The sequence below is a fragment of the Rhizobium leguminosarum genome, assembly GCF_019798305.1.
In the GTDB taxonomy this organism is placed as follows: domain Bacteria; phylum Pseudomonadota; class Alphaproteobacteria; order Rhizobiales; family Rhizobiaceae; genus Rhizobium; species Rhizobium leguminosarum_U.
This window is the reverse complement of the sequence record NZ_JAAXDD010000002.1, coordinates 358,803-376,981: the sequence shown is the minus strand read 5'-3', so window position 1 is coordinate 376,981 and position 18,179 is coordinate 358,803. Positions and strand designations below refer to the sequence as shown.

Here is an 18,179-nt window from a genome sequence, read left to right as displayed (position 1 = left end):
TTCCGGCCTGCTGAAAGCGGGCGACATCGCTAGCCTTGCCCAAATGACTGGTCGCAGTGATCTATGCGCGCTAGTTTCCCTCACACACTGGGAGGGTCCCATGAGAAGCGTCATTCTAGTCGTTGCTTTGTCTCTGCCGCTACCGGCCTTTGGCGCAGGCGCCATGAACGTCAAAGCGAGCGAGCATAGCTGCAGCGAGCTTACTCAGATCATTCGCCAGAACAAAAAGGTCTTTGTTCGCGTCGGTTTCGGCGGCCGCAGTTTCCGTTATCCGCCCGCTCAGTGCAGCATGGGTGATAAGCGCACCACGACCAGTTTGCGCGATGCGGGGGGAAAGCAATGCATCCTTGATTATTCCTGCGTCTTCGACCCCGCGTCGCCCTATAACTTTCCGTAGAACAGGATGGTTTTAGGCCGGGTCGGCTTGAAATCTGAATCCTGTTCTAAATTAAAGAGTTAAAGCAGGATGTCGTCCGAAAGCCGCTCACACTTTTCGGCATCATGCTCTGGACGCTTCCGTTGTGAGAGGGAGCGAGCGGGAAGTGCGGGCGGCGGTCAACTTCAGACGGCGCCAACCGAGGTTACCTCAATCGCTGCCGCTCAGTTTTATGCCGGCGAGCCAGAGAGCTGCGACGATGAAAAGCGGCAGTGCCGCCATCATTGCTATCGGCGGTGCGTATTCCTGGAAGGAATGCGAGGCGTTCAGTTTGAGGACGTAAATAATCACAACCGCAAGCTTGATCGCGATCAGGAGGGCCAAGGTCGCGTTTTTGGCGTAACGCCTGATTTTCGGCCAATCGAAGCTTCTGGCCTTCGAAGAGCTCGTGCGAAGCTGATTTCTGAAGGGTGCCGGGAGAAAAAAGCGCGGCTGTGCTCATGCGTGCAGTTCGGAGGGTTTCTGGACTGGCAGCATGGGGTGCGATGCCTTAACTTCGCTCTCTCATATTCAGGAGTTTCCATGAAAAGCGTTGTTCTGGCCGTCGCACTGCTGTTTCCGTCCGTCGCTCTTGCCGTCGAGGCGATGGAGGTCAATGCCAGAGATCACAGTTGCGAAGAGCTTGCGCAGATCATCCGCAAGAACAAGGCGGTTTTTGTGCGGATGGGCTTTGGCGGCCGCAGCTTCCGTTATCCGCCGGCCAGGTGCAATCTCGGCGACAAGTACGACTCCGCAAGGGTGAGGGATGCCAATGGCAAGCTTTGCCTACTCGACTACGAGTGCGTGTACGATCCGCAGTCTTTCTATAACAGGATTCCCAAATAATCCCGATCAGGCGTTGCCAGTACGGCTGTTCGGCATGGATCACGGGTCAAGAAAAAAGGCCGGGCGAAATTCGCATCGACCTTCCTCGATCGGTCTCGATAACGGCTGCTAGTACCTTCGTGGTCAGCCGTCAGAAACAGATTTCAGCATCCCTTGAATAGGGTTTTCTTAAAAATCTTCAAGGGCTCGCAGCAGAAAGGAAGCCGGCACTGGGCCGGCTTCTTCCGGCCGGGCAGCGATTACTGCTGGGCCGGCGCAGCCGGCGGAGTGGCCGGTGCTGGTGCCGGCGCGGGCGTTGCGCTGTTATCGGTGGGAGCGATCGGCTTGGCCGGCGCCGGCTCGGATTGGGTCGTGGAGGCCGTCGTGTCCGGCGATGTGCCGGGGGTGCTCCACTGCGAATAGGCGAATGCAGCGACAGCGATCACGGCCAATGCAGCGACCCAGACAATCCACGTATTACTGCTGCGCGCGCTCGGCGTGGTGCGCAGATCCAAGTTTGGGTTCAGTGGGCGGTTCGGGTCGTTGGCATTATTGGGGTCGTACGTCATGGTACTTTCTCCTCTTTCGGTGAGAGAAGAATGCCGAAGAGGGCTTTTTGTTCCGTTCTGGGCCGAAGCGCTTGTACCGATTGGGTTTTCGTATTCTTCATTCCAGCTCGTTAGTGGCGCTCCGTGCAATCGTGGCTTTGCCGCTCACCTCTGAGACCCGGTGGAAGAGCTGCCGCCGACGGCAGCCGCCATGGCGTAATGCGCTTGACACGACGGGGTCTGTTTGCGCATGGTTTGGCCATGGGGTCGCGATCACCCCACGAGGCGTCATGCTGAAGAATCGCGTCCAGTAAAACCGATCAACGGAGGGACGCGTCATGCCGTCATTTCTAGAAATCTCACCTGAAAAGCTCAGCCGCCTCATCGGGACGCCTGGGGCTCCCGTCATTATCGACGTGCGCACGGAGGAGGACTTCGCGCTCGATCCGCACCTCGTGCCGGGCTCGATCCGGCGCGCTCATGCCGACGTCGCGTCCTGGGTTGGCGGTGTCGATGCCGAAGCCGTCGTCGTGGTCTGCCAGAGAGGCGGCAAGCTCAGTCATGGTGTTGCCGCCTATCTCCGCCATGCCGGGATCGACGCGGAAAGCCTCGAAGGTGGCTTCGAGGCGTGGATCGCGGGCGGACCGGCCGTGCCCGATGCAAAGCTGCCGCAACGCGACGCTGAGGAGCGCACCGTGTGGGTGACGCGCGCGCGGCCGAAAATCGATCGTATCGCCTGTCCCTGGTTGATCCGGCGCTTTGTCGATCCGAACGCCGTGTTCCTGTTCGTGCCCGCGCCCGAGGTTTTGGCCGTCGGCGAGCGCTTTGCGGCGACGCCCTTCGATATCGAAGACGTGTTCTGGAGCCATCGCGGCGAATTCTGCACTTTTGACGTCATGATCGAAGAGTTCGGACTGGCGTCGGAACCGCTTCTGCGCCTGGCGCGTATCGTCAGGGCGGCTGATACCGCAAGGCTCGACCTCGCCCCTGAGGCGGCGGGACTGCTTGCGGCATCGCTCGGCCTCTCCAGGATGTATTCCGACGATCTAGAGCAACTCGAGGCCGGGATGCTTCTCTACGACGCTTTTTTCCGCTGGTGCCGCGATGCGACCGAGGAGACCCACAATTGGCCCGCGCCAAAGAAGAAGGCATGAGATGGTTGAGATGACGGATAATGCTCCCAGCAGCAAAATGGCGGAGGACGACGCGGGAGAGGGGCATCATCACGGCGTCTCGTTTGGCGAGGCCTTCAGGGTGTGGCTGCGCGTCGCCGCCCTGAGTTTTGGCGGCCCCGCCGGCCAGATCGCCGTCATGCACCGGATCATCGTCGACGAGAAGCGATGGATCGGTGAGCACCGTTTTCTGCATGCGCTGAACTATTGCATGCTGCTTCCCGGACCCGAGGCGCAGCAGCTCGCCATCTATATCGGCTGGCTGATGCATCGGACAGTGGGCGGTCTCGTCGCCGGCCTGCTGTTCGTACTGCCTGGGTTACTGTCGATCCTCTGTCTCAGCTATATCTACGCGGCTTACGGCAACGTCGGCATCGTCGCCGGCCTGTTCTTTGGGCTGAAGGCAGCGGTGCTCGCCGTCGTCGTGCAGGCCGTCATCCGCATCGGCGGCCGCGCGCTCAAGAATCGCGTCATGGTCGGTATCGCGGCCGCGGCCTTCATCGCCATCTTCTTTCTCCATGTGCCGTTCCCGCTGATCGTGCTCGCCGCCGGCATTGCGGGCTTCCTCGGCGGCAGCTTCGGGCTTGCCGCCTTTCAGACGGGCGGCGGCCACAAGGCTGGAAGCGGCCCGGTGCTGTCGGATGCCGAGTCGGCACTCGGCGAGGGCATACCGGCGCATGCGCGCCCGAATCTCGCCTGGTCGCTGCGTATGTCGGCCGTGCTGATCGTCCTTTGGTTCGCTCCACTCGCGGCGCTCTACGCAACCTTCGGTGCCGATAGCGTCTTTACCGAAATCGACCTTTTCTTCAGCAAGATGGCGGTCGTCACCTTCGGCGGGGCCTATGCCGTGCTTGCCTATGTCGCGCAGGAGGCCGTGCAGCATTTCGGCTGGCTGAAACCCGGGGAGATGCTGGATGGTCTCGGCATGGCCGAGACGACGCCGGGGCCGTTGATCATGGTCGTCCAGTTCGTCGGCTTCATGGGCGCCTACCGCGATCCGGGAGCGCTGAACCCGATGCTTGCTGCAACCCTTGCGGCGATCCGACGAGTTGGGTCACCTTCGTGCCCTGTTTCCTGTGGATCTTCCTCGGCGCGCCGTTCATCGAAAAATTGCGCGGCAACATCGCGCTCGCCGGCGCGATGTCGGCCATAACGGCGGCGGTGGTCGGGGTCATCCTCAACCTCGCTATCTGGTTTGCCCTGCACACGCTGTTTGCCGAGGTTGCGACCGTCCACCTTGGCGGCTTGCGGCTCGATATCCCCCTGCTGCAATCGGCCGTGCCGGCGGCAATGGCGCTGTCTGCCGCCGCGGCGATAGCGATCTTCCGCTTCAAGGCTTCTGTGATCGCGACGCTGCTAGCCTGTGCGGCCACGGGGATGCTCTGGACGCTGGCGGTCGGCTAGGCCTCCGCCCCGTCCGCGGAAATGCGCGTCGCGAGCATCTTGTCGATACGCATGCCGTCCATGTCGAGTACTTCGAAGCGCCAGTTGTCGAAGACGAAGGTTTCGCCGGCTTCGGGAATGTGCTGGAGTTGATGCAGCGCGAAACCCGCCAGCGTATGGAAATCGGCATCCGGACGATCGCGCAAGCCGAGCCGTTCGAAGGCGTCGAAGGCCGGCATCATCGCATCAATCAAGAGCGACCCGTCTTCCCTGACGACGATGTCGGGCTCTTCGTTGGATCCCGGCAGGTCGCCGGCGATGGCTTCGAGCAGGTCGGTCTGGGTGACGATGCCTTCGAGGCTGCCATATTCGTCGATGACGATGGCGAGGCGAACGGGTGAGGCCTTGAAACTGTCGAGCACGCGGACGACCGAGGTGCCCTCATGCAGCACCAGCGGCTGCTTGATCACCTCCATCGGCCGGACCTTGCCGCCGTCGAGAACCTGGTCGAGAAGGTCCTTCTTCAACACCATGCCGATCGGCTCGTCGATCGAGCCGCGGGCGACCAGCAATTGCTCGTGGCTGCATTCGCGGATGGTCTTCAGGATCTCGGCCTCGCTGTCGTCGGTGTCGAACCATTCGATATCGAGACGCGGCGTCATGATGTCGGAGATCGGCCTGTCGCCGATGTTGAACACCCGCTCTACGAGCTGCTGCTGCACCTGGTTGAGAAGGCCGGCCTCCTGGCTCTCGGCGACTAGCAGCTTGAGTTCCTGAGGCGAATGGAACGACGATTCGCCGGTTCCGGCGCGAAGACCCACACCCCGCAGCACGAGGTTGCCCATGCCGTTCAGAACAGAGATCGCCGGCTTAAACAGCACCAGGAACAGACCGAGCGGACGCACAACGGCAAGCGAAGTGGCCTCGCTGCGTTGAAGCGCCAGGCTCTTCGGTGCGAGCTCGCCGAGCACGATATGAAGTGCTGTGATGATGACGAAGGCGATGACGACGGCAACAGTATGCGCGCCCGCCGTCGCCCATTGCCCAGGCAGCCATGATAGCAGCGGCTCGATCAGGTGGGCAAGCGCCGGTTCGCCAACCCAGCCGAGGGCGAGCGACGAGATGGTGATGCCGAGTTGGGTGGCTGCAAGGTTGGAGTCGAGATTATCGACGGCGCGCTGAAGTGCCGAGGCGTTCATGCGGCCTGCCGCAGCGAGTTCGGCGACGCGGCTACGCCTGACCGACACCAGGGCGAATTCGGCGGCAACGAAGAAGCCATTGGCGGCGACGAGAAGAAACACGGCTAGTATCCCGATATAGTCGGAGAGCCCGCCGGCGGAATCGGACATGTTTTCCCTGCCTTCGAGTTGATGGGAGTCCGAAACTACACGCTCGCACACTGGTGGCAAGGCGTTCCGGCCAGGCTCGCGGCGAGAGACCGTGATCGAAATACTGCGTCGGTTTGCGGATGACCGCAAATGCGTTGCAACCGCATGACCGGCGTCGCGCCATTCACCGCTTGGGTGGTTCGAAGAGCTCGATCGGGTTTCCGGCCGGATCATCGACCAGGATCTGCTTGCCGCCTATGCCCTGCACGATCTCGTTGCGGAAACGCGCGCCGGCCTGACGCAGTGCGGCGACGTCTGCTTCCAGGTCCTTGACCTCGATCTGAATGCGATTCCAACCGCCGGGCTCCGGCTTTCGCCCATCTGGCATTGCTTGGGATGCTCCGCCAGGTCCCGTCATGCCGCTGACGAACAGACGAAAACCGTCCCTGGTCAGGATGGCGAAACTCGGCGCGGGGCGAAGTGCGACGGAGAAGCCGAGATGTCTCGTGTAGAATTCAACCGCGGCGTCGACGTCGTCGACGATGTAGCGCATGCTGATACCAGGCATGTTTTCCTCCATTGTGGTCTTCGTTGTCTTGACCTGATCGTCCCCTCGCGGGGGACATCCAGAACTCTCCTATTCCTAGGATGCGTCGGTTCGAAACTCGATTATGCGCCCGTTTCAAGTTTTTTTATGCATCTTGTTGTGCCAAATCGCCGAGCGCTTTTGGGCGAGACTAGATCGAATCGAGAGTATGCCGCCTGCCAGCAGCGGGACAACAACCCTCCACGGCCGCGCCTTCTAGGCGATGAGCAGCAAAGGCCGAAGGGCTTCACAGGACGACGCCGGCCTGACGCGCCAGATCACCGAGTATGAGTCTAATCTAAAGTATAAGCTTCGGCATGTAGCTATTGGATTCCATTTACAAAATGCTAATTTCTATTTCAGTTCATCTTCTCAGGAAGGCACCGTGACGGGAAGTCTGTTGTCCATGAGAGCCTCATTAAATTTGTCTTAATGTTATATCATTACATTCGATGCGCCGAAAAAAGGCGGAACGGGGTTGTCCGCCTTTTCCGCCTCAGCTCTCTCCGGAGCGTCGCGTGTCCGATAGGACGCGCGGAGCGGCGCATGAAAGTTATGCGTTGGAGAGGCAGTCCTTCATGCTGTTTGCGATGCTGCGCATGAGGGTGAAGTAGAGATCGGGGCCGGCCTTCAGTGTTGCCGCTTCGGGATCGAGCACGCCTGACTTGGCGCGCGTGCCTTCGATGACAACATTGACGAGGCGCGGCTCGAACTGCGGTTCGGCAAAGACGCAGGTGGCGCCGAGTTCACCGACCTTGCGGTGGATTTCCGAAACACGCTCGGCGCCGGGAATAGTTTCCGGGCTGACGGTGATCGAGCCGGCGACGCGGATGCCATAGCGGTGCTCGAAATACTGGTAGGCGTCGTGGAAGACGATGAAGGGCTTGCCCTTGACCGGGGCGACGGTGGCGGTGATTTCCTTGTCCAGCGCCGTCAGCCTGTCGTCCAGCGCCTTGGCGTTTGCCTGATAGGTCAGCGCATTGGCGGGATCGGCGGCAACCAGCGTGGTGGTGATCTCGCTGGCCATCGCCTTGGCGTTCATCGGATCGAGCCAGAGATGCGTGTCGAATGTGCCGTGCTCGTGATCGTCGTGCTCAGCGTCGGGGCCATGCGCGGCTTCGGCTTCATGATGCTCGTCACCATCATCATGCGCTTCGAAGGCGCCGCCCTCACGGAAAGGCAGCTTGACGAGGCCGGGGGCGTTGTCGAGTTCGGCGATGCTGGCATCCCGGCCCAGCGCCTGCAGCGGCTTTTCGAGAAAGGCCTCGAGGCCGGGGCCGACCCAGAAGATCATCTTGGCATCCTGCAAAGCGCGAGCATTCGACGGCTTCAGATTGTAGGTATGCGGGGAGGCGGCGCCATCGACGATCAGCTCCGGTTCGCCGACACCCTGCATGATCGCCGACACCAGCGAATGGATCGGTTTGATCGAGGTGACGACGACAGGCGCGTCAGCTGCTCGCATAGTGCCGGCGAAGAGAAGGGCGGGGATCGCCAGGGCCGGGATTGCGAGGGCCGGCATTCTGAGGGCCAAGATTTTAAGGGCAGGCCCCAGGGCGCGTTTCATCAATATGCTCCGCTTGAATTGCAGTTGTTATGTTATTACATCAATTGCGTTATGCTATAACGTGTGCAATAGCAGGACGCAACAGGACTTTCGGAAAATTTGATGCTCTCTCCCGCAAAGACCCCCGCTGGTATCCGGGCCGAACCGCTGGTTTCGCTTGAAAATGTCGGCATCCTGCGTAATGGCCGCTGGCTGGTGCGTGGCGTCGATTTTTCCGTCTCGCGCGGCGAGATCGTCACGCTGATCGGGCCAAACGGCTCGGGCAAGTCGACCAGCGCCAAGGCAGCGATCGGCGTGTTGAAGCCCGACGAGGGCAGGGTAGAGCGCAACGCCGGCCTGAAGGTCGGTTATGTCCCGCAGAAGCTGTCGATCGACTGGACGCTGCCGCTTTCGGTGCGCCGGCTGATGACGCTGACCGGGCCGCTGCCGGAGCGCGACATTCTTTCGGCACTCGAATCCGCCGGCATCGCCCATATGCTCGATGCCGAGGTGCAGCATCTCTCCGGCGGCGAATTCCAGCGGGCGCTGATGGCGCGCGCTATTGCCCGCAAACCCGATCTGCTGGTGCTCGATGAGCCGGTGCAGGGTGTCGATTTTTCCGGCGAGATCGCGCTCTACGACCTGATCAAGTCGATCCGCAACGCCACCGGCTGCGGCATCCTCTTGATCTCGCACGATCTCCACGTCGTCATGGCCGAGACCGACACCGTCATTTGCCTCAACGGCCATGTCTGCTGCCGCGGCACGCCTGAATCCGTCAGCCGCAGCCCGGAATATGTGCGCCTGTTCGGCAGCCGGGCGGCGCAGACGCTTGCCGTCTACAGCCATCACCACGATCATACGCATCTGCCTGATGGGCGCGTGCAGCATGCCGACGGCACGGTGACTGATCATTGCTTCCCCGATGACGGTCATCACCATGAACATGGCCATACCGGTCATGAGCACGATCACGGCCATCCCGGGCATGACCATAGCCATGACCCCGGGCATGACCATAGCCATGACCCCGGGCATGCCGAACATGACCACGCCCATCCGCACACGCATGCGGAGGGAGAGCGTCATGCTTGACGATTTCTTCGTGCGCGCCATCCTTGCCGGCGTCGGCCTGGCGCTGACGACAGGGCCGCTCGGCTGCTTCATCATCTGGCGGCGTATGGCTTATTTCGGCGATACAATCGCCCATTCGGCGCTGCTCGGCGTCGCACTGTCGCTGCTGTTCGAACTCAACCTGACACTGGCTGTCTTTGCCGTTGCCGCGCTGGTGTCGGTGCTGCTGCTCTTCCTACAGAAACGCCAGGCGCTGTCGGCCGATGCGCTGCTCGGCATTCTCTCGCATGCCACACTGGCGATCGGCCTCGTCATGGTCGCCTTCATGAGCTGGGTGCGGATCGATCTTATCGCCTTCCTGTTCGGCGATATCCTTGCCGTTTCCACGACCGACATCGCGCTGATCTGGGGCGGCGGGCTGTTCGTGCTCGTGGCAATGGCCCGGCTCTGGCGCCCACTTTTGGCCGCGACCGTCAATGCCGAGCTCGCCGAGGCCGAGGGGCTGAAGCCGGAGCGGGCGCGGCTGTTCTTCATGCTGCTGATGGCCGTCGTCATCGCCATTGCCATGAAGATCGTCGGCATCATGCTGATTACCTCGCTGCTGATCATTCCGGCGGCTGCGGCGCGGCGCTTCTCGCCGACGCCGGAGATCATGGCGGTGTTCGCCTCATTGATCGGGGCCGCCGCCGTCGTCGGCGGGCTGTTCGGTTCACTTACTTATGACACGCCTTCCGGCCCCTCGATCGTGGTCGCGGCGCTGATCCTCTTCATGCTCAGCCTGCTTCCCGTCAGGCGCCACCGCGCGGTCATGCAAGGACAAGGCTCATGACGACACCGCAATTAACCAAGAACCAGTCGCTGGTCTTCGACGTGCTTGAAAAGGCCGAAGGGCCGCTCAGCGCCTACACCATCCTCGACAAGCTGCGCGACCACGGTTTTCGTGCGCCCCTGCAGGTCTACCGGGCGCTGGAGAAGCTGCTCGAATACGGCGTCGTGCACCGGCTCGAAAGCATCAACTCCTTCGTTGCCTGCGCCCATCCGGGCGACGACTGCCACAGCCACGGCATCGTCGCCTTCGCCATCTGCGAAAGCTGCGGCCAGGTGACGGAGTTCCACGACCACGAGGTCGATCATCGGCTGATGGAATGGGTGCGCGGGCAGAAGTTCAAACCAGCGAAGACGACAATCGAGATTCGCGGTTTGTGCAAGGCTTGTGCGGCGTAAGCGGCCACACTATTCGTCGGCGCCCTATCCTATCTCACCGACGGGACTTTGCCGGGGCGCCATCATCTCCACACTCATTGCTGTGACATCCCTCGGGCCGAAGCCCGAGGACAGGAATGAGCGAGGGCGGGGAGGCGGCGTGCCCGAAGGTGATGATCCACGCGTTGGTTTCCTCGCCTTCTTTGCTGCCGATCGATACATTAATCAATGACTCAAAAGGTGAGGCCGCGAGAGCGGCCTCACCTTTTGCATTTCTGTACGGATAAGCTTAGTCCGGCTTGGATTCAGAGCCGCTCTTGCCGGAGTCGCCATTGTCACTCTTGCCGGAGCCGCCATTGTCGCTCTTGCTGGAGCCGCCATTGTCGCTCTTGCCGGAGCCACCATTGTCGCCCTTGCCGGAGCCACCATTGTCGCTCTTGGCGGAGCCACCATTATCGCTCTTGCCGGAGCCCCCGTTGTCGCTCTTGGCGGAGCCACCATTGTCGCTCTTGCCGGAGCTACCATTGTCGCTCTTGCCGGAGCTACCATTGTCGCTCTTGCCGGAGCCACCATTGTCGCCCTTGGCGGAGCCGCCATTATCGCTTTTGCCGGAGCCGCCATTGTCGCTCTTGCCGGAGCCGCCATTGTCGCTCTTGCCGGGGCCACCATTGTCGCCCTTGGCGGAGCCGCCATTATCGCTCTTGCCGGAGCCATCATTGTCGCTCTTGCCGGAGCCACCATTATCGCTCTTGCCGGAGCCACCATTGTCGCTCTTGCCGGAGCCACCATTGTCGCCCTTGCCGGAGCCGCCATTATCGCTTTTGCCGGAGCCATCATTGTCGCTCTTGCCGGGGCCGTCATTGCCACCCTTGCCGGGACCGTCATTGTCGCTCTTGCCGGGGCCGTCATTGTCGCTCTTGCCGGGGCCGTCATTGCCACCCTTGCCGGGACCGTCGTTGCCGCCCTTGCCGTGACCGTCGTTGCCACCCTTGCCGTGACCGTGATCTTTTCCGCCTCCGTCGTGGCCGTGATGATCGCGGTCCTTGCCGCCGTGGCCACGGCCGTCCTTGCCGTGCCCGTGATCTTTCCCGCCCTTGCCGCCATGATCACCCTTTCCGCCATTGTCGCCGCCGTTATCGCCGCCGTTGTCGCCGCCGTTGTTGCCGCCATTGTCGCCGCCATTGCCGCCGCCGTTGTTGCCGCCATTGTCGCCGCCATTGTCGCCGCCGTTGTCACCGCCATTGCCGCCGTCGCTGTTCCCCTTGCCATTACCATCATTCCCATTGCTGGCGACGGAGCCGGTGCTGGATGTCTTCTTGCCGCCGCCAATGTTTTGGTTGCCGCGATCGTTATCGTTCGGACTGAACCTGCTATCGGACCGAATTGCACTGGTCGGCATGCACAGCCTGTATTCGAGCGTACCGCGAACTGCGGCCTTGCAATTAACGACTGCCGGGGCTGCCGTTGCCAAGCTGCTGCTTGCCAGAAGGGAAGCAACGGCGATGCTGAATTTCGCTGCTCTGCTGATCATTTCAATCCATCTCCCAAGGTTAACTGAATGTTAATGGGGAGAACTCTTACGCTAACAATCAATTAACACGAAGAATAGACAATGGTTAATCTGTCTCAATCGTTTAATACAGTTAAATTCGCTAGTATAAAATTTTACTAAATCTTTATTCTGCTTATGCTATCGTCTCGAAACAAATAAAAGGAATCGGCTATGAAGCGCCTCTTTCCGCTCGCTGGCTTTTTATTCATTCTTCTGCATTTTCAAGCTGTTGCGGGATCATCGCTTCCTGCAACGCGAAGCATCGGCGCACCCGTGGGATTCGCCGGAGCCTGCGCCAAGTACAAGTGGCTGTGCGGCAGGATGGCGACGCAACAGCTGAATGATCAGGCAGGAACAGCGCTTCTTCAAAAGGTCAATCGTGCCGTAAATGGACGTATCATTCCCGCGGAAGATCGCCCGTCTTCCCGAAATAGGGATGTTTGGTCTCTGCCGGTTGCCGGCCGAGGCGATTGTGAGGACTACGCTCTCCAGAAGATGAAGGACCTGATCGAGGCTGGTTATCCACCGAACAGGTTGGCGCTTTCCGTGGTGATTGGACCGCAGGATCAAAACCATGTCGTTCTGATTGCCCGGACGGACGGCGGCGATTATGTGCTCGACAATCTGACCAGCGCCGTGCGGCTCTGGCGCACGACGGGCTATACGTTTCTGGCCACTCAGGATTTCCAATCGCGAACGGGATGGCGCGTGACGCTTGCTGGTCCCCGTGCAGGCGAGTTCTCTTGAACTGAAAGTCTCGAGGCGACGCGTTCGCCGCTGGCAGGCGCAGATCCCGGCGCTATCTTTGCCGGAGTAACCAAGCCAGGGACGATCGCGTGACGAAGACCGAACTCGCGGAGATATACCGCGGCTACATCGCCTGCCTGAACAGGCAGGACTGGCCCAATCTCGGGCAGTTCGTCGGCGACGATGCAGTTCACAACGGCCGGCGCCTCGGGCTGCCGGGCTACGCCGCCATGCTCGAGCGGGACTTCGATGAGATTCCCGATCTCTATTTCAAGGTGCTGATGCTCCTTAGCGATCCGCCATACATCGCCTGCCGGCTCGGCTTCGATTGCAGGCCGAAGGCAAAATTCCTCGGCCTCGATGTAAACGGCAGGCGCCTCGCCTTCACCGAGAACGTCATCTACGAATTTCGCGGCGGCAAGATCGTCGAAGTCTGGTCGGTCATCGACAAGACGGCGATCGAGTCCCAGCTTGCGAGCTCGAATTGATCGCGGGCGGCTTCCGGTCTGCGTTTCGATCAGATGATGGCGACGCGTTCGCCGAAGGGCGTGTCGTCGTCGAAATTGCGGGTGCCGATCCGATCGCTTTCGCCTGACAAGACCGGCTGTTCCGGCTGTTCGCCGGCCTCTTCCCCTTCTTCCGATGCCGCATGCCCGTGCCGCTTTTGCGGATGCTGCTCATGATCGTCGATCAGATTCGCGTGCGAGATGAGGTCGCTTGCGGCTTCCTTCTCTACGGCCCACTTCGCTGCCAACTGATCGGCGGTGATCTGCGACTGGCGGGCAGCGACCCAAGCATTGTCGGGTTCGGAGCCGATCGAGGTGCTGGTGCCGACCTTGGTGGGTTCGGAGGGGGCGGTGGCGGAGATGGGGTTGATCGCGTCGACCATGATGCTCTCCTGCTGGAACAGGATGATCTAGGCTCGGTCGGCCTAAAAATCTGAATCCTGTTCTAAATTAAATAGTTAGAGGATGATGTTGTCCGAAGACGGCTTACGCTTTTCGGCATCATGCTCCATGGCGAACCGGCGAAACAGCCAGCCGTTTCCCGGGATGAAAACGGCGCCGTCTTCGGGCCTATCAGTGAGACATATCGGGGCCGTGCCGAAAAACACAAGGGGACATCGACGTGACTGCCACTTCGGACAATGACGAAATCGGTAGCAGCGTACGGGAAATTCGACGAATAATTGTGTGCACAAGGGGTGCTCAGGCGCGTGGTTAATGTAAGAATCGGAAACACTTTGTGACTAAGTGTCTCCAAAAGCTGCGTTTTTTGACTTGCTGCGCGCGAAGACATGACGGATATTGTTTAAACGTTGAGGAAGCCGTCATGATTAGAATGATTGAAAACCCCGCCGAACTGGCTGGCGAGGATATCACCGGCAAATATATTCTCCGGAAGCTGAACTATCATTGGTTCGCTTACGGCAAGGCGGCTATCGTGATCGCCTGCAAGGGAACTATCCTGCAACTCGAGCGGGAAGAGACGGTCTATTCCGAGCGTTGGGGTCGTCGCGCCTATACCGGCACCGGCAAACGTTATCCCGGCGGCATCTGTCCCATTTCGGCGGTCGCCTGCGTTTGCGATACGGCTGATGATGTCAATGCGGTCATTCAACTGGATGTCGAAGCCCAAGACGAATTCTATCAGCTGATCGCCAAGGCGGAAGCCAGGGTTCAGGCGCTTGCGTCTTCCTCACGAAACGGCCAGTTTCTCGAAGCTGCCGAGTAGGCGGCTCTTTACCGAAATCCGCCGTCAGCCACCATTGCCGCGACGGCAGAATTTTTTCGACATTTCCGAATGCTGGATGCAAAAGCGCCGCTACGATCAAGCGCAGCTTTCGTTCGCTACGCTGCTATCGGGTGCGTTCCACCTCCTCAATCCGGTGCGGTGGTGTTAGACTTAGGCGGCAGCCGTTAGGATGCAGACAGTTCGTTCCCGGTTGAACGGAGAGCGGTCATGACAGAGCAGGACACCCGGCCCAATCACTCGTTCGCAGCGACGGCGCCATCACGCGGCTCGCTCGCCATCACTATTGCCGTGATGTTTGCCGCGCTATTCTGGCCGGCCGGCACGCTCGACTGGCCGCGTGGCTGGATCTTTCTCGGTCTCTTCCTTGCACTGACATGTGTCGCGATCATCTGGATCTGGCGGACAAATCCGGAGCTGTTTGCGGCGCGCAGCCGCTATCAGAAAGGCACCAAGCCCTGGGACGCGGTGGTGGCGACGCTGACAATCATTCTCTTTGTCGCCATTCTTCCGGTCGGCGCGTTCGACGACCGGCGTTTCCACTGGGCGCCGCAGCCAGATTGGGTCGTCCTTATCGGCTACGTGCTGATGACATCAGGTTATCTCGGCCTGATCTGGGCGCAATCGGTCAACCGGCATTTCGAGCCGACGGTGCGCATCCAGACCGACCGCGACCACAAGGTAATCGATACTGGACCCTACGCCACCATACGCCATCCCGGATACGCAACCGCTATCGTGCTCAGCGTCGGCATGGCGCTGTCGCTTGGATCGCTCTACGCGCTGATCCCCGCCGGCCTGCTCGTCGTCGTTCTCTTCGGCCGGACGCTGGGGGAGGAGGCAGAATTGCGCAAGGGGCTCGAGGGGTACGAGGAGTATATGGCGCGTGTGCGCTGGCGATGGATTCCGGGCGTGTGGTGAACGGCGCAGGCGCCCACACCCGCCCCCGTCCTTCGAGGCTCCGGCCTTTGGCCTGCGCACCTCTGGATGAGGGCTGATCGGTATGCCGTATGGTTGGGAGGCTGATGGATGTCTGGCAGGCTGATGAATTCGCGACCGTCATCGGCTGCCTTTCTCTCACCCGCCGCCCTCTCTCCAGCATCATCCTTGCTGAGGTGCCCCGAAGGGGCCTCGAAGGACGGGGCTGGCCACTGGCCTTGCGTCACCCGATCTGCCTGAGATCCCGCGCAAACCGCTGCCAATTCGCCACGTAGTTTTCCGCCGAGCGACGGATGCTCTCGACAGCCTTCTCATCCAGCACCCGCACGGCCCGGGCGGGTGCTCCGACGATCAGCGAATTGTCGGGGAATTCCTTGCCTTCGGTCACCAGCGTATTAGCGCCGACGAGGCAGTTGTTGCCGATCTTTGCACCATTCAGGATGGTTGCGCCCATGCCGATCAGCGTGTTGTTGCCGATGGTGCAGCCGTGAAGGATGGCATGGTGGCCGATGGTGCAGCCTTTGCCTGTTGTCAGCGGGAAGCCCATGTCGGTATGGGCCATCACACCTTCCTGGATGTTGGTGCCTTCGCCGACGGTGATCTTCTCGTTGTCACCGCGCAGCACGGCGCCGAACCAGATGCCGACATTCTCGCCGAGCTCGATCTGGCCGATAATATTGGCATCCGGTGCGATCCAATAGAGGCCGGCAGCGGGCAGTTTCGGCGTCGATCCGCCAAGCGCATAGACGGGCATGGCTCTCTCCTCAGACGACTTCGACCGTTAGGGTGGCAACGCCGTCGATGCCGCAATTGATGCGATCGCCCCTGGCCACCGCGCCGACGCCGGCGGGCGTGCCGGTCATGATGATATCGCCAGGCGCGAGAGTGAAGAGCTTCGACAGTTCCGCGATGATCTCCGGCACCTTCCAGATCATCTGGTTGAGATCGCCGTCCTGCACGCGCTTGCCGTTCTGTTCCAGCCAGATCTTACCTTCAGCGGGGTGCCCGAGACGGCTTGCCGGAACGATCGACGAGACAGGAGCGGAATGTTCGAAGGCCTTGCCGACCTCCCAGGGACGACCGAGCTTCTTTGCCTCACCCTGTAGATCGCGGCGGGTGAAATCGATGCCGACGGCATAGCCGTAGATGCAGTCGAGCGCGTCCGCGGCCTCGATGTTCGCGCCACCCGATTTCAGCGCCAGCACGCACTCGACCTCGTAATGCACGTCGTTCGACAGCGGCGGATAGGGAAAAGCCTTGCCCGACGGCAGCAGGTTGTCGGCATTCTTCTGGAAGAAGAAGGGTGGTTCGCGGCTGGGATCATGGCCCATCTCGATCGCATGGTCGGCATAGTTGCGCCCGACGCAATAGACGCGGCGCACCGGAAAATGCTCGACGCTGCCCTCGACCGGCAATAGCACCGGTTGCGGAAGCGGGATGACGGTGACGGGATCGGACATTGGCGGGCTCTTCCTGTTTACGAGTCTTGCGCCATCTTAGACGGAAAACATCGCGCCGGGGAAGCGTCCTTGGCGTCCGGCTTCGGTGCATTGACGCTGTCACAGTCGCGGGTTATCCTTGGCCATGAGCAGGATTTTTGCAATTTCGATGACGTCTACGACCACCGCGCCGCGGTGGGTGGTAGACGCTTGAACTGAATTCGGTTCATCGCTGCTAAGACCAACCCGCCGGTGACGAGCGGGTTTTTTGTTCCCGCCCGTGCCCGCATTCGAGGACGAGATCGTGGACGATATCCATAAAAATATTCTTGCGGAGCGGGCTCTGGCGGCTGCCCGCCGCTGTGTCGCCGGCCGCTATGTTGGGGCTGCTTTCGCCTACGCGGCGGGTTCCATCATGCGCGGCGAAGGCACCACCTTTTCGGATATCGATCTGGTCGTCGTGTTCCCGTGTCTTGAAAGAGCCTGGCGGGAATCGTTCACTGAGGACGGCTTCCCGGTCGAGGTCTTCGGCCACGATCCGCAGACACTGGCGCATTATCTCCATCAAGATGCCGACAGCGGCTATCCCATCATGGCCAACATGGTCGCGACGGGCTGTATAATAGGATCGGATATCGACTGCGCGCGCGTCATCCAGGCAAAGGCGGCAAGTATGCTGGCGGCAGGACCCAAGCCTCTTGCCGGGGCAGACTACGACTTGCTGCGCTATCAGGTCACCGATCTGGCCGACGATCTGCGCGGAACGCGCCCACCCGACGAGATCGCCGCCATCGCGGCGCTGCTCTATCAGAAGCTCGCCGACCTGATGCTTCTTGGACGTGGCGCGTGGGCTGGCCGGGGAAAGTGGGCGCCCCGTCTGATCAGGGAGCTCGACGCGCAATTGGCGGCCGAATTCGACGCGGCGTTCAGTCTGGCGGCTGCGGGTGACGGCGCCCGGTTCCTGGCTTTGGCCGATCGGGAGCTTGCCCTGCATGGCGGCCGCTATTTCGAGGGATTCAGGCAGGATGCGCCGCTGGAAGCGCGCCGCCTGGAATAATTTGGTATCGGTGACGTTGCCGCATTTTGAAAATTGGATGGAAGATGCTTGGGAACGAATTCAAGGGTGCCTTGCCGTCGGCAGTAAAGCGTACCGCCAGATTGCGCCTCAGAATTCCCGTGGAAGGGGATATCGATTTCCTGAGCCGACTTTTTTCGCGGCCGGAATTGGTCGCACACCGACCAGTGCCCCGGCCTGACACGCCGGCGGAAAGCGCAGAGCGGCTTGCGCGCGACATCGGGCATTGGAAAGATCACGGGTTTGGGCGTTGGGCAGTTGAGGCGAACGGTGCGTTGATCGGGTTCGGCGGTGTGACCGTTTCCAAGGAATTCGACGACCTCAACCGTTCCTATCATCTGCAACCTGAAAGCTGGGGCAGGGATATGCCACGGAATTGGTCCGGGAAACGCTGACCTTCGCCTTCGATAATCTGCGTGCGGACCGAGTGATCGGCTTGGTTCGCCCCGTCAATGCCGCCTCGAAACGCATTCTCGAGAAATGCGGCTTCACTTTCGACCGCGAGGTGATGCTGCGTGGCGCGCCGATAAACATGTATGCCTTTGGCAAAACGAGCGGCTCATAAAGGGACATCCATGCGCAATTATCAGGCGTG

20 protein-coding genes and 2 pseudogenes are annotated in these 18,179 nt (G+C 60.7%); 13 read left to right on the top strand and 9 right to left on the bottom strand.

All coding sequences use genetic code 11. The annotated features are described in order from the left end of the window. Positions 1-100 precede the first annotated feature (100 nt). Positions 101-397 (top strand): hypothetical protein, encoded by a 297-nt coding sequence (locus HFO99_RS05290; RefSeq protein WP_222249417.1) that lies wholly within the window; start codon positions 101-103, stop codon positions 395-397. Positions 398-586: 189 nt separating this feature from the next. Here HFO99_RS05290 and HFO99_RS05285 read toward each other — a convergent pair whose 3' ends face one another. Then, positions 587-760: a hypothetical protein gene (locus HFO99_RS05285; RefSeq protein WP_261323009.1), complete on the bottom strand. Its 174-nt coding sequence runs from the start codon at positions 758-760 to the stop codon at positions 587-589. Between the two features lie 198 nt (positions 761-958). Here HFO99_RS05285 and HFO99_RS05280 point away from each other — a divergent pair, with 198 nt between their 5' ends. Continuing rightward, positions 959-1,261 carry a hypothetical protein gene (locus tag HFO99_RS05280; protein ID WP_222359766.1) on the top strand — a complete coding sequence of 101 codons (303 nt, stop codon included), beginning with the start codon at positions 959-961 and terminating at the stop codon, positions 1,259-1,261. A 239-nt stretch (positions 1,262-1,500) separates the two neighbouring features. Here the strand turns inward: HFO99_RS05280 and HFO99_RS05275 are convergent, their stop codons facing one another. Further along, complete coding sequence (locus HFO99_RS05275; protein ID WP_222249423.1) at positions 1,501-1,809, bottom strand: hypothetical protein; 309 nt, start codon at positions 1,807-1,809, stop codon at positions 1,501-1,503. A 317-nt stretch (positions 1,810-2,126) separates the two neighbouring features. On the opposite strand from HFO99_RS05275, the gene HFO99_RS05270 reads away from it, so the two are divergent. Together HFO99_RS05270 and chrA are read left to right on the top strand one after the other, a co-directional pair. Then, positions 2,127-2,942, top strand: a complete 816-nt coding sequence (locus HFO99_RS05270; RefSeq protein WP_222359764.1) for a chromate resistance protein ChrB domain-containing protein — start codon at positions 2,127-2,129, stop codon at positions 2,940-2,942. Position 2,943: 1 nt separating this feature from the next. After that, positions 2,944-4,364, top strand: a pseudogene (gene chrA, locus HFO99_RS05265) (chromate efflux transporter). Here chrA and HFO99_RS05260 read toward each other — a convergent pair. The 3 genes from HFO99_RS05260 to znuA all read right to left on the bottom strand — a co-directional run bounded on the left by HFO99_RS05260 (position 4,361) and on the right by znuA (position 7,824). Next, complete coding sequence (locus tag HFO99_RS05260) at positions 4,361-5,692, bottom strand: hemolysin family protein (RefSeq protein ID WP_222359762.1); 1,332 nt, start codon at positions 5,690-5,692, stop codon at positions 4,361-4,363. The pseudogene chrA and the gene HFO99_RS05260 overlap by 4 nt on opposite strands. A 163-nt stretch (positions 5,693-5,855) precedes the next feature. Then, positions 5,856-6,239, bottom strand: a complete 384-nt coding sequence (locus HFO99_RS05255) for a VOC family protein (protein WP_064248145.1) — start codon at positions 6,237-6,239, stop codon at positions 5,856-5,858. A 571-nt stretch (positions 6,240-6,810) separates the two neighbouring features. Continuing rightward, complete coding sequence (znuA, locus tag HFO99_RS05250; RefSeq protein ID WP_315857778.1) at positions 6,811-7,824, bottom strand: zinc ABC transporter substrate-binding protein ZnuA; 1,014 nt, start codon at positions 7,822-7,824, stop codon at positions 6,811-6,813. A gap of 102 nt (positions 7,825-7,926) precedes the next feature. Here znuA and znuC point away from each other — a divergent pair, with 102 nt between their 5' ends. From znuC to HFO99_RS05235, 3 genes are read left to right on the top strand one after another with little or no spacing between them, the layout of a single operon-like run. Further along, entirely contained in the window at positions 7,927-8,898 is a 972-nt protein-coding gene (znuC, locus tag HFO99_RS05245) for a zinc ABC transporter ATP-binding protein ZnuC (RefSeq protein ID WP_222359760.1), read from the top strand. Then, complete coding sequence (locus tag HFO99_RS05240) at positions 8,891-9,706, top strand: iron chelate uptake ABC transporter family permease subunit (protein ID WP_222359758.1); 816 nt, start codon at positions 8,891-8,893, stop codon at positions 9,704-9,706. The genes znuC and HFO99_RS05240 overlap by 8 nt, the downstream gene beginning before the upstream one ends. Next, positions 9,703-10,101, top strand: coding sequence for a Fur family transcriptional regulator (locus tag HFO99_RS05235; RefSeq protein WP_222331607.1), 399 nt, complete (start codon positions 9,703-9,705; stop codon positions 10,099-10,101). Before HFO99_RS05240 ends, HFO99_RS05235 begins: the two co-directional genes overlap by 4 nt. 268 nt (positions 10,102-10,369) lie before the next feature. Here HFO99_RS05235 and HFO99_RS33310 read toward each other — a convergent pair whose 3' ends face one another. Beyond that, a complete protein-coding gene (locus tag HFO99_RS33310; protein ID WP_261323008.1) occupies positions 10,370-11,611 on the bottom strand; it encodes a hypothetical protein in 1,242 nt (413 codons plus the stop codon). Positions 11,612-11,803: 192 nt separating this feature from the next. Here HFO99_RS33310 and HFO99_RS05225 point away from each other — a divergent pair, with 192 nt between their 5' ends. Together HFO99_RS05225 and HFO99_RS05220 are read left to right on the top strand one after the other, a co-directional pair. After that, positions 11,804-12,379, top strand: a complete 576-nt coding sequence (locus HFO99_RS05225; RefSeq protein ID WP_222359756.1) for a transglutaminase-like cysteine peptidase — start codon at positions 11,804-11,806, stop codon at positions 12,377-12,379. Positions 12,380-12,468: 89 nt separating this feature from the next. Next, positions 12,469-12,867 (top strand): ester cyclase, encoded by a 399-nt coding sequence (locus tag HFO99_RS05220; RefSeq protein WP_222359754.1) that lies wholly within the window; start codon positions 12,469-12,471, stop codon positions 12,865-12,867. Positions 12,868-12,896: 29 nt separating this feature from the next. On the opposite strand, the gene HFO99_RS05215 is transcribed toward HFO99_RS05220, so the two are convergent. Continuing rightward, the gene (locus HFO99_RS05215) at positions 12,897-13,268 is read right to left on the bottom strand and encodes a hypothetical protein (RefSeq protein ID WP_222359752.1); all 372 of its coding nucleotides are present in this window, start codon (positions 13,266-13,268) and stop codon (positions 12,897-12,899) included. Between the two features lie 443 nt (positions 13,269-13,711). Between HFO99_RS05215 and HFO99_RS05210 the strand changes: the two genes are divergently transcribed. Both HFO99_RS05210 and HFO99_RS05205 read left to right on the top strand, forming a co-directional pair. After that, on the top strand, positions 13,712-14,113 hold the full coding sequence (locus HFO99_RS05210) for a hypothetical protein (protein WP_222249443.1): 402 nt from the start codon (positions 13,712-13,714) through the stop codon (positions 14,111-14,113). A gap of 228 nt (positions 14,114-14,341) precedes the next feature. Continuing rightward, on the top strand, positions 14,342-15,052 hold the full coding sequence (locus HFO99_RS05205; protein WP_222359750.1) for a methyltransferase family protein: 711 nt from the start codon (positions 14,342-14,344) through the stop codon (positions 15,050-15,052). A gap of 241 nt (positions 15,053-15,293) precedes the next feature. Here the strand turns inward: HFO99_RS05205 and HFO99_RS05200 are convergent, their stop codons facing one another. Both HFO99_RS05200 and HFO99_RS05195 read right to left on the bottom strand, forming a co-directional pair. Next, positions 15,294-15,824 carry a gamma carbonic anhydrase family protein gene (locus HFO99_RS05200; protein WP_222359747.1) on the bottom strand — a complete coding sequence of 177 codons (531 nt, stop codon included), beginning with the start codon at positions 15,822-15,824 and terminating at the stop codon, positions 15,294-15,296. 10 nt (positions 15,825-15,834) lie between these two features. After that, the gene (locus HFO99_RS05195; protein WP_222359745.1) at positions 15,835-16,530 is read right to left on the bottom strand and encodes a fumarylacetoacetate hydrolase family protein; all 696 of its coding nucleotides are present in this window, start codon (positions 16,528-16,530) and stop codon (positions 15,835-15,837) included. Positions 16,531-16,813: 283 nt separating this feature from the next. Here HFO99_RS05195 and HFO99_RS05190 point away from each other — a divergent pair, with 283 nt between their 5' ends. Further along, the gene (locus tag HFO99_RS05190) at positions 16,814-17,566 is read left to right on the top strand and encodes a nucleotidyltransferase domain-containing protein (protein WP_315860470.1); all 753 of its coding nucleotides are present in this window, start codon (positions 16,814-16,816) and stop codon (positions 17,564-17,566) included. A gap of 44 nt (positions 17,567-17,610) precedes the next feature. Further along, a pseudogene (locus tag HFO99_RS05185) lies at positions 17,611-18,149 on the top strand (GNAT family N-acetyltransferase). Positions 18,150-18,179: the final 30 nt, after the last annotated feature.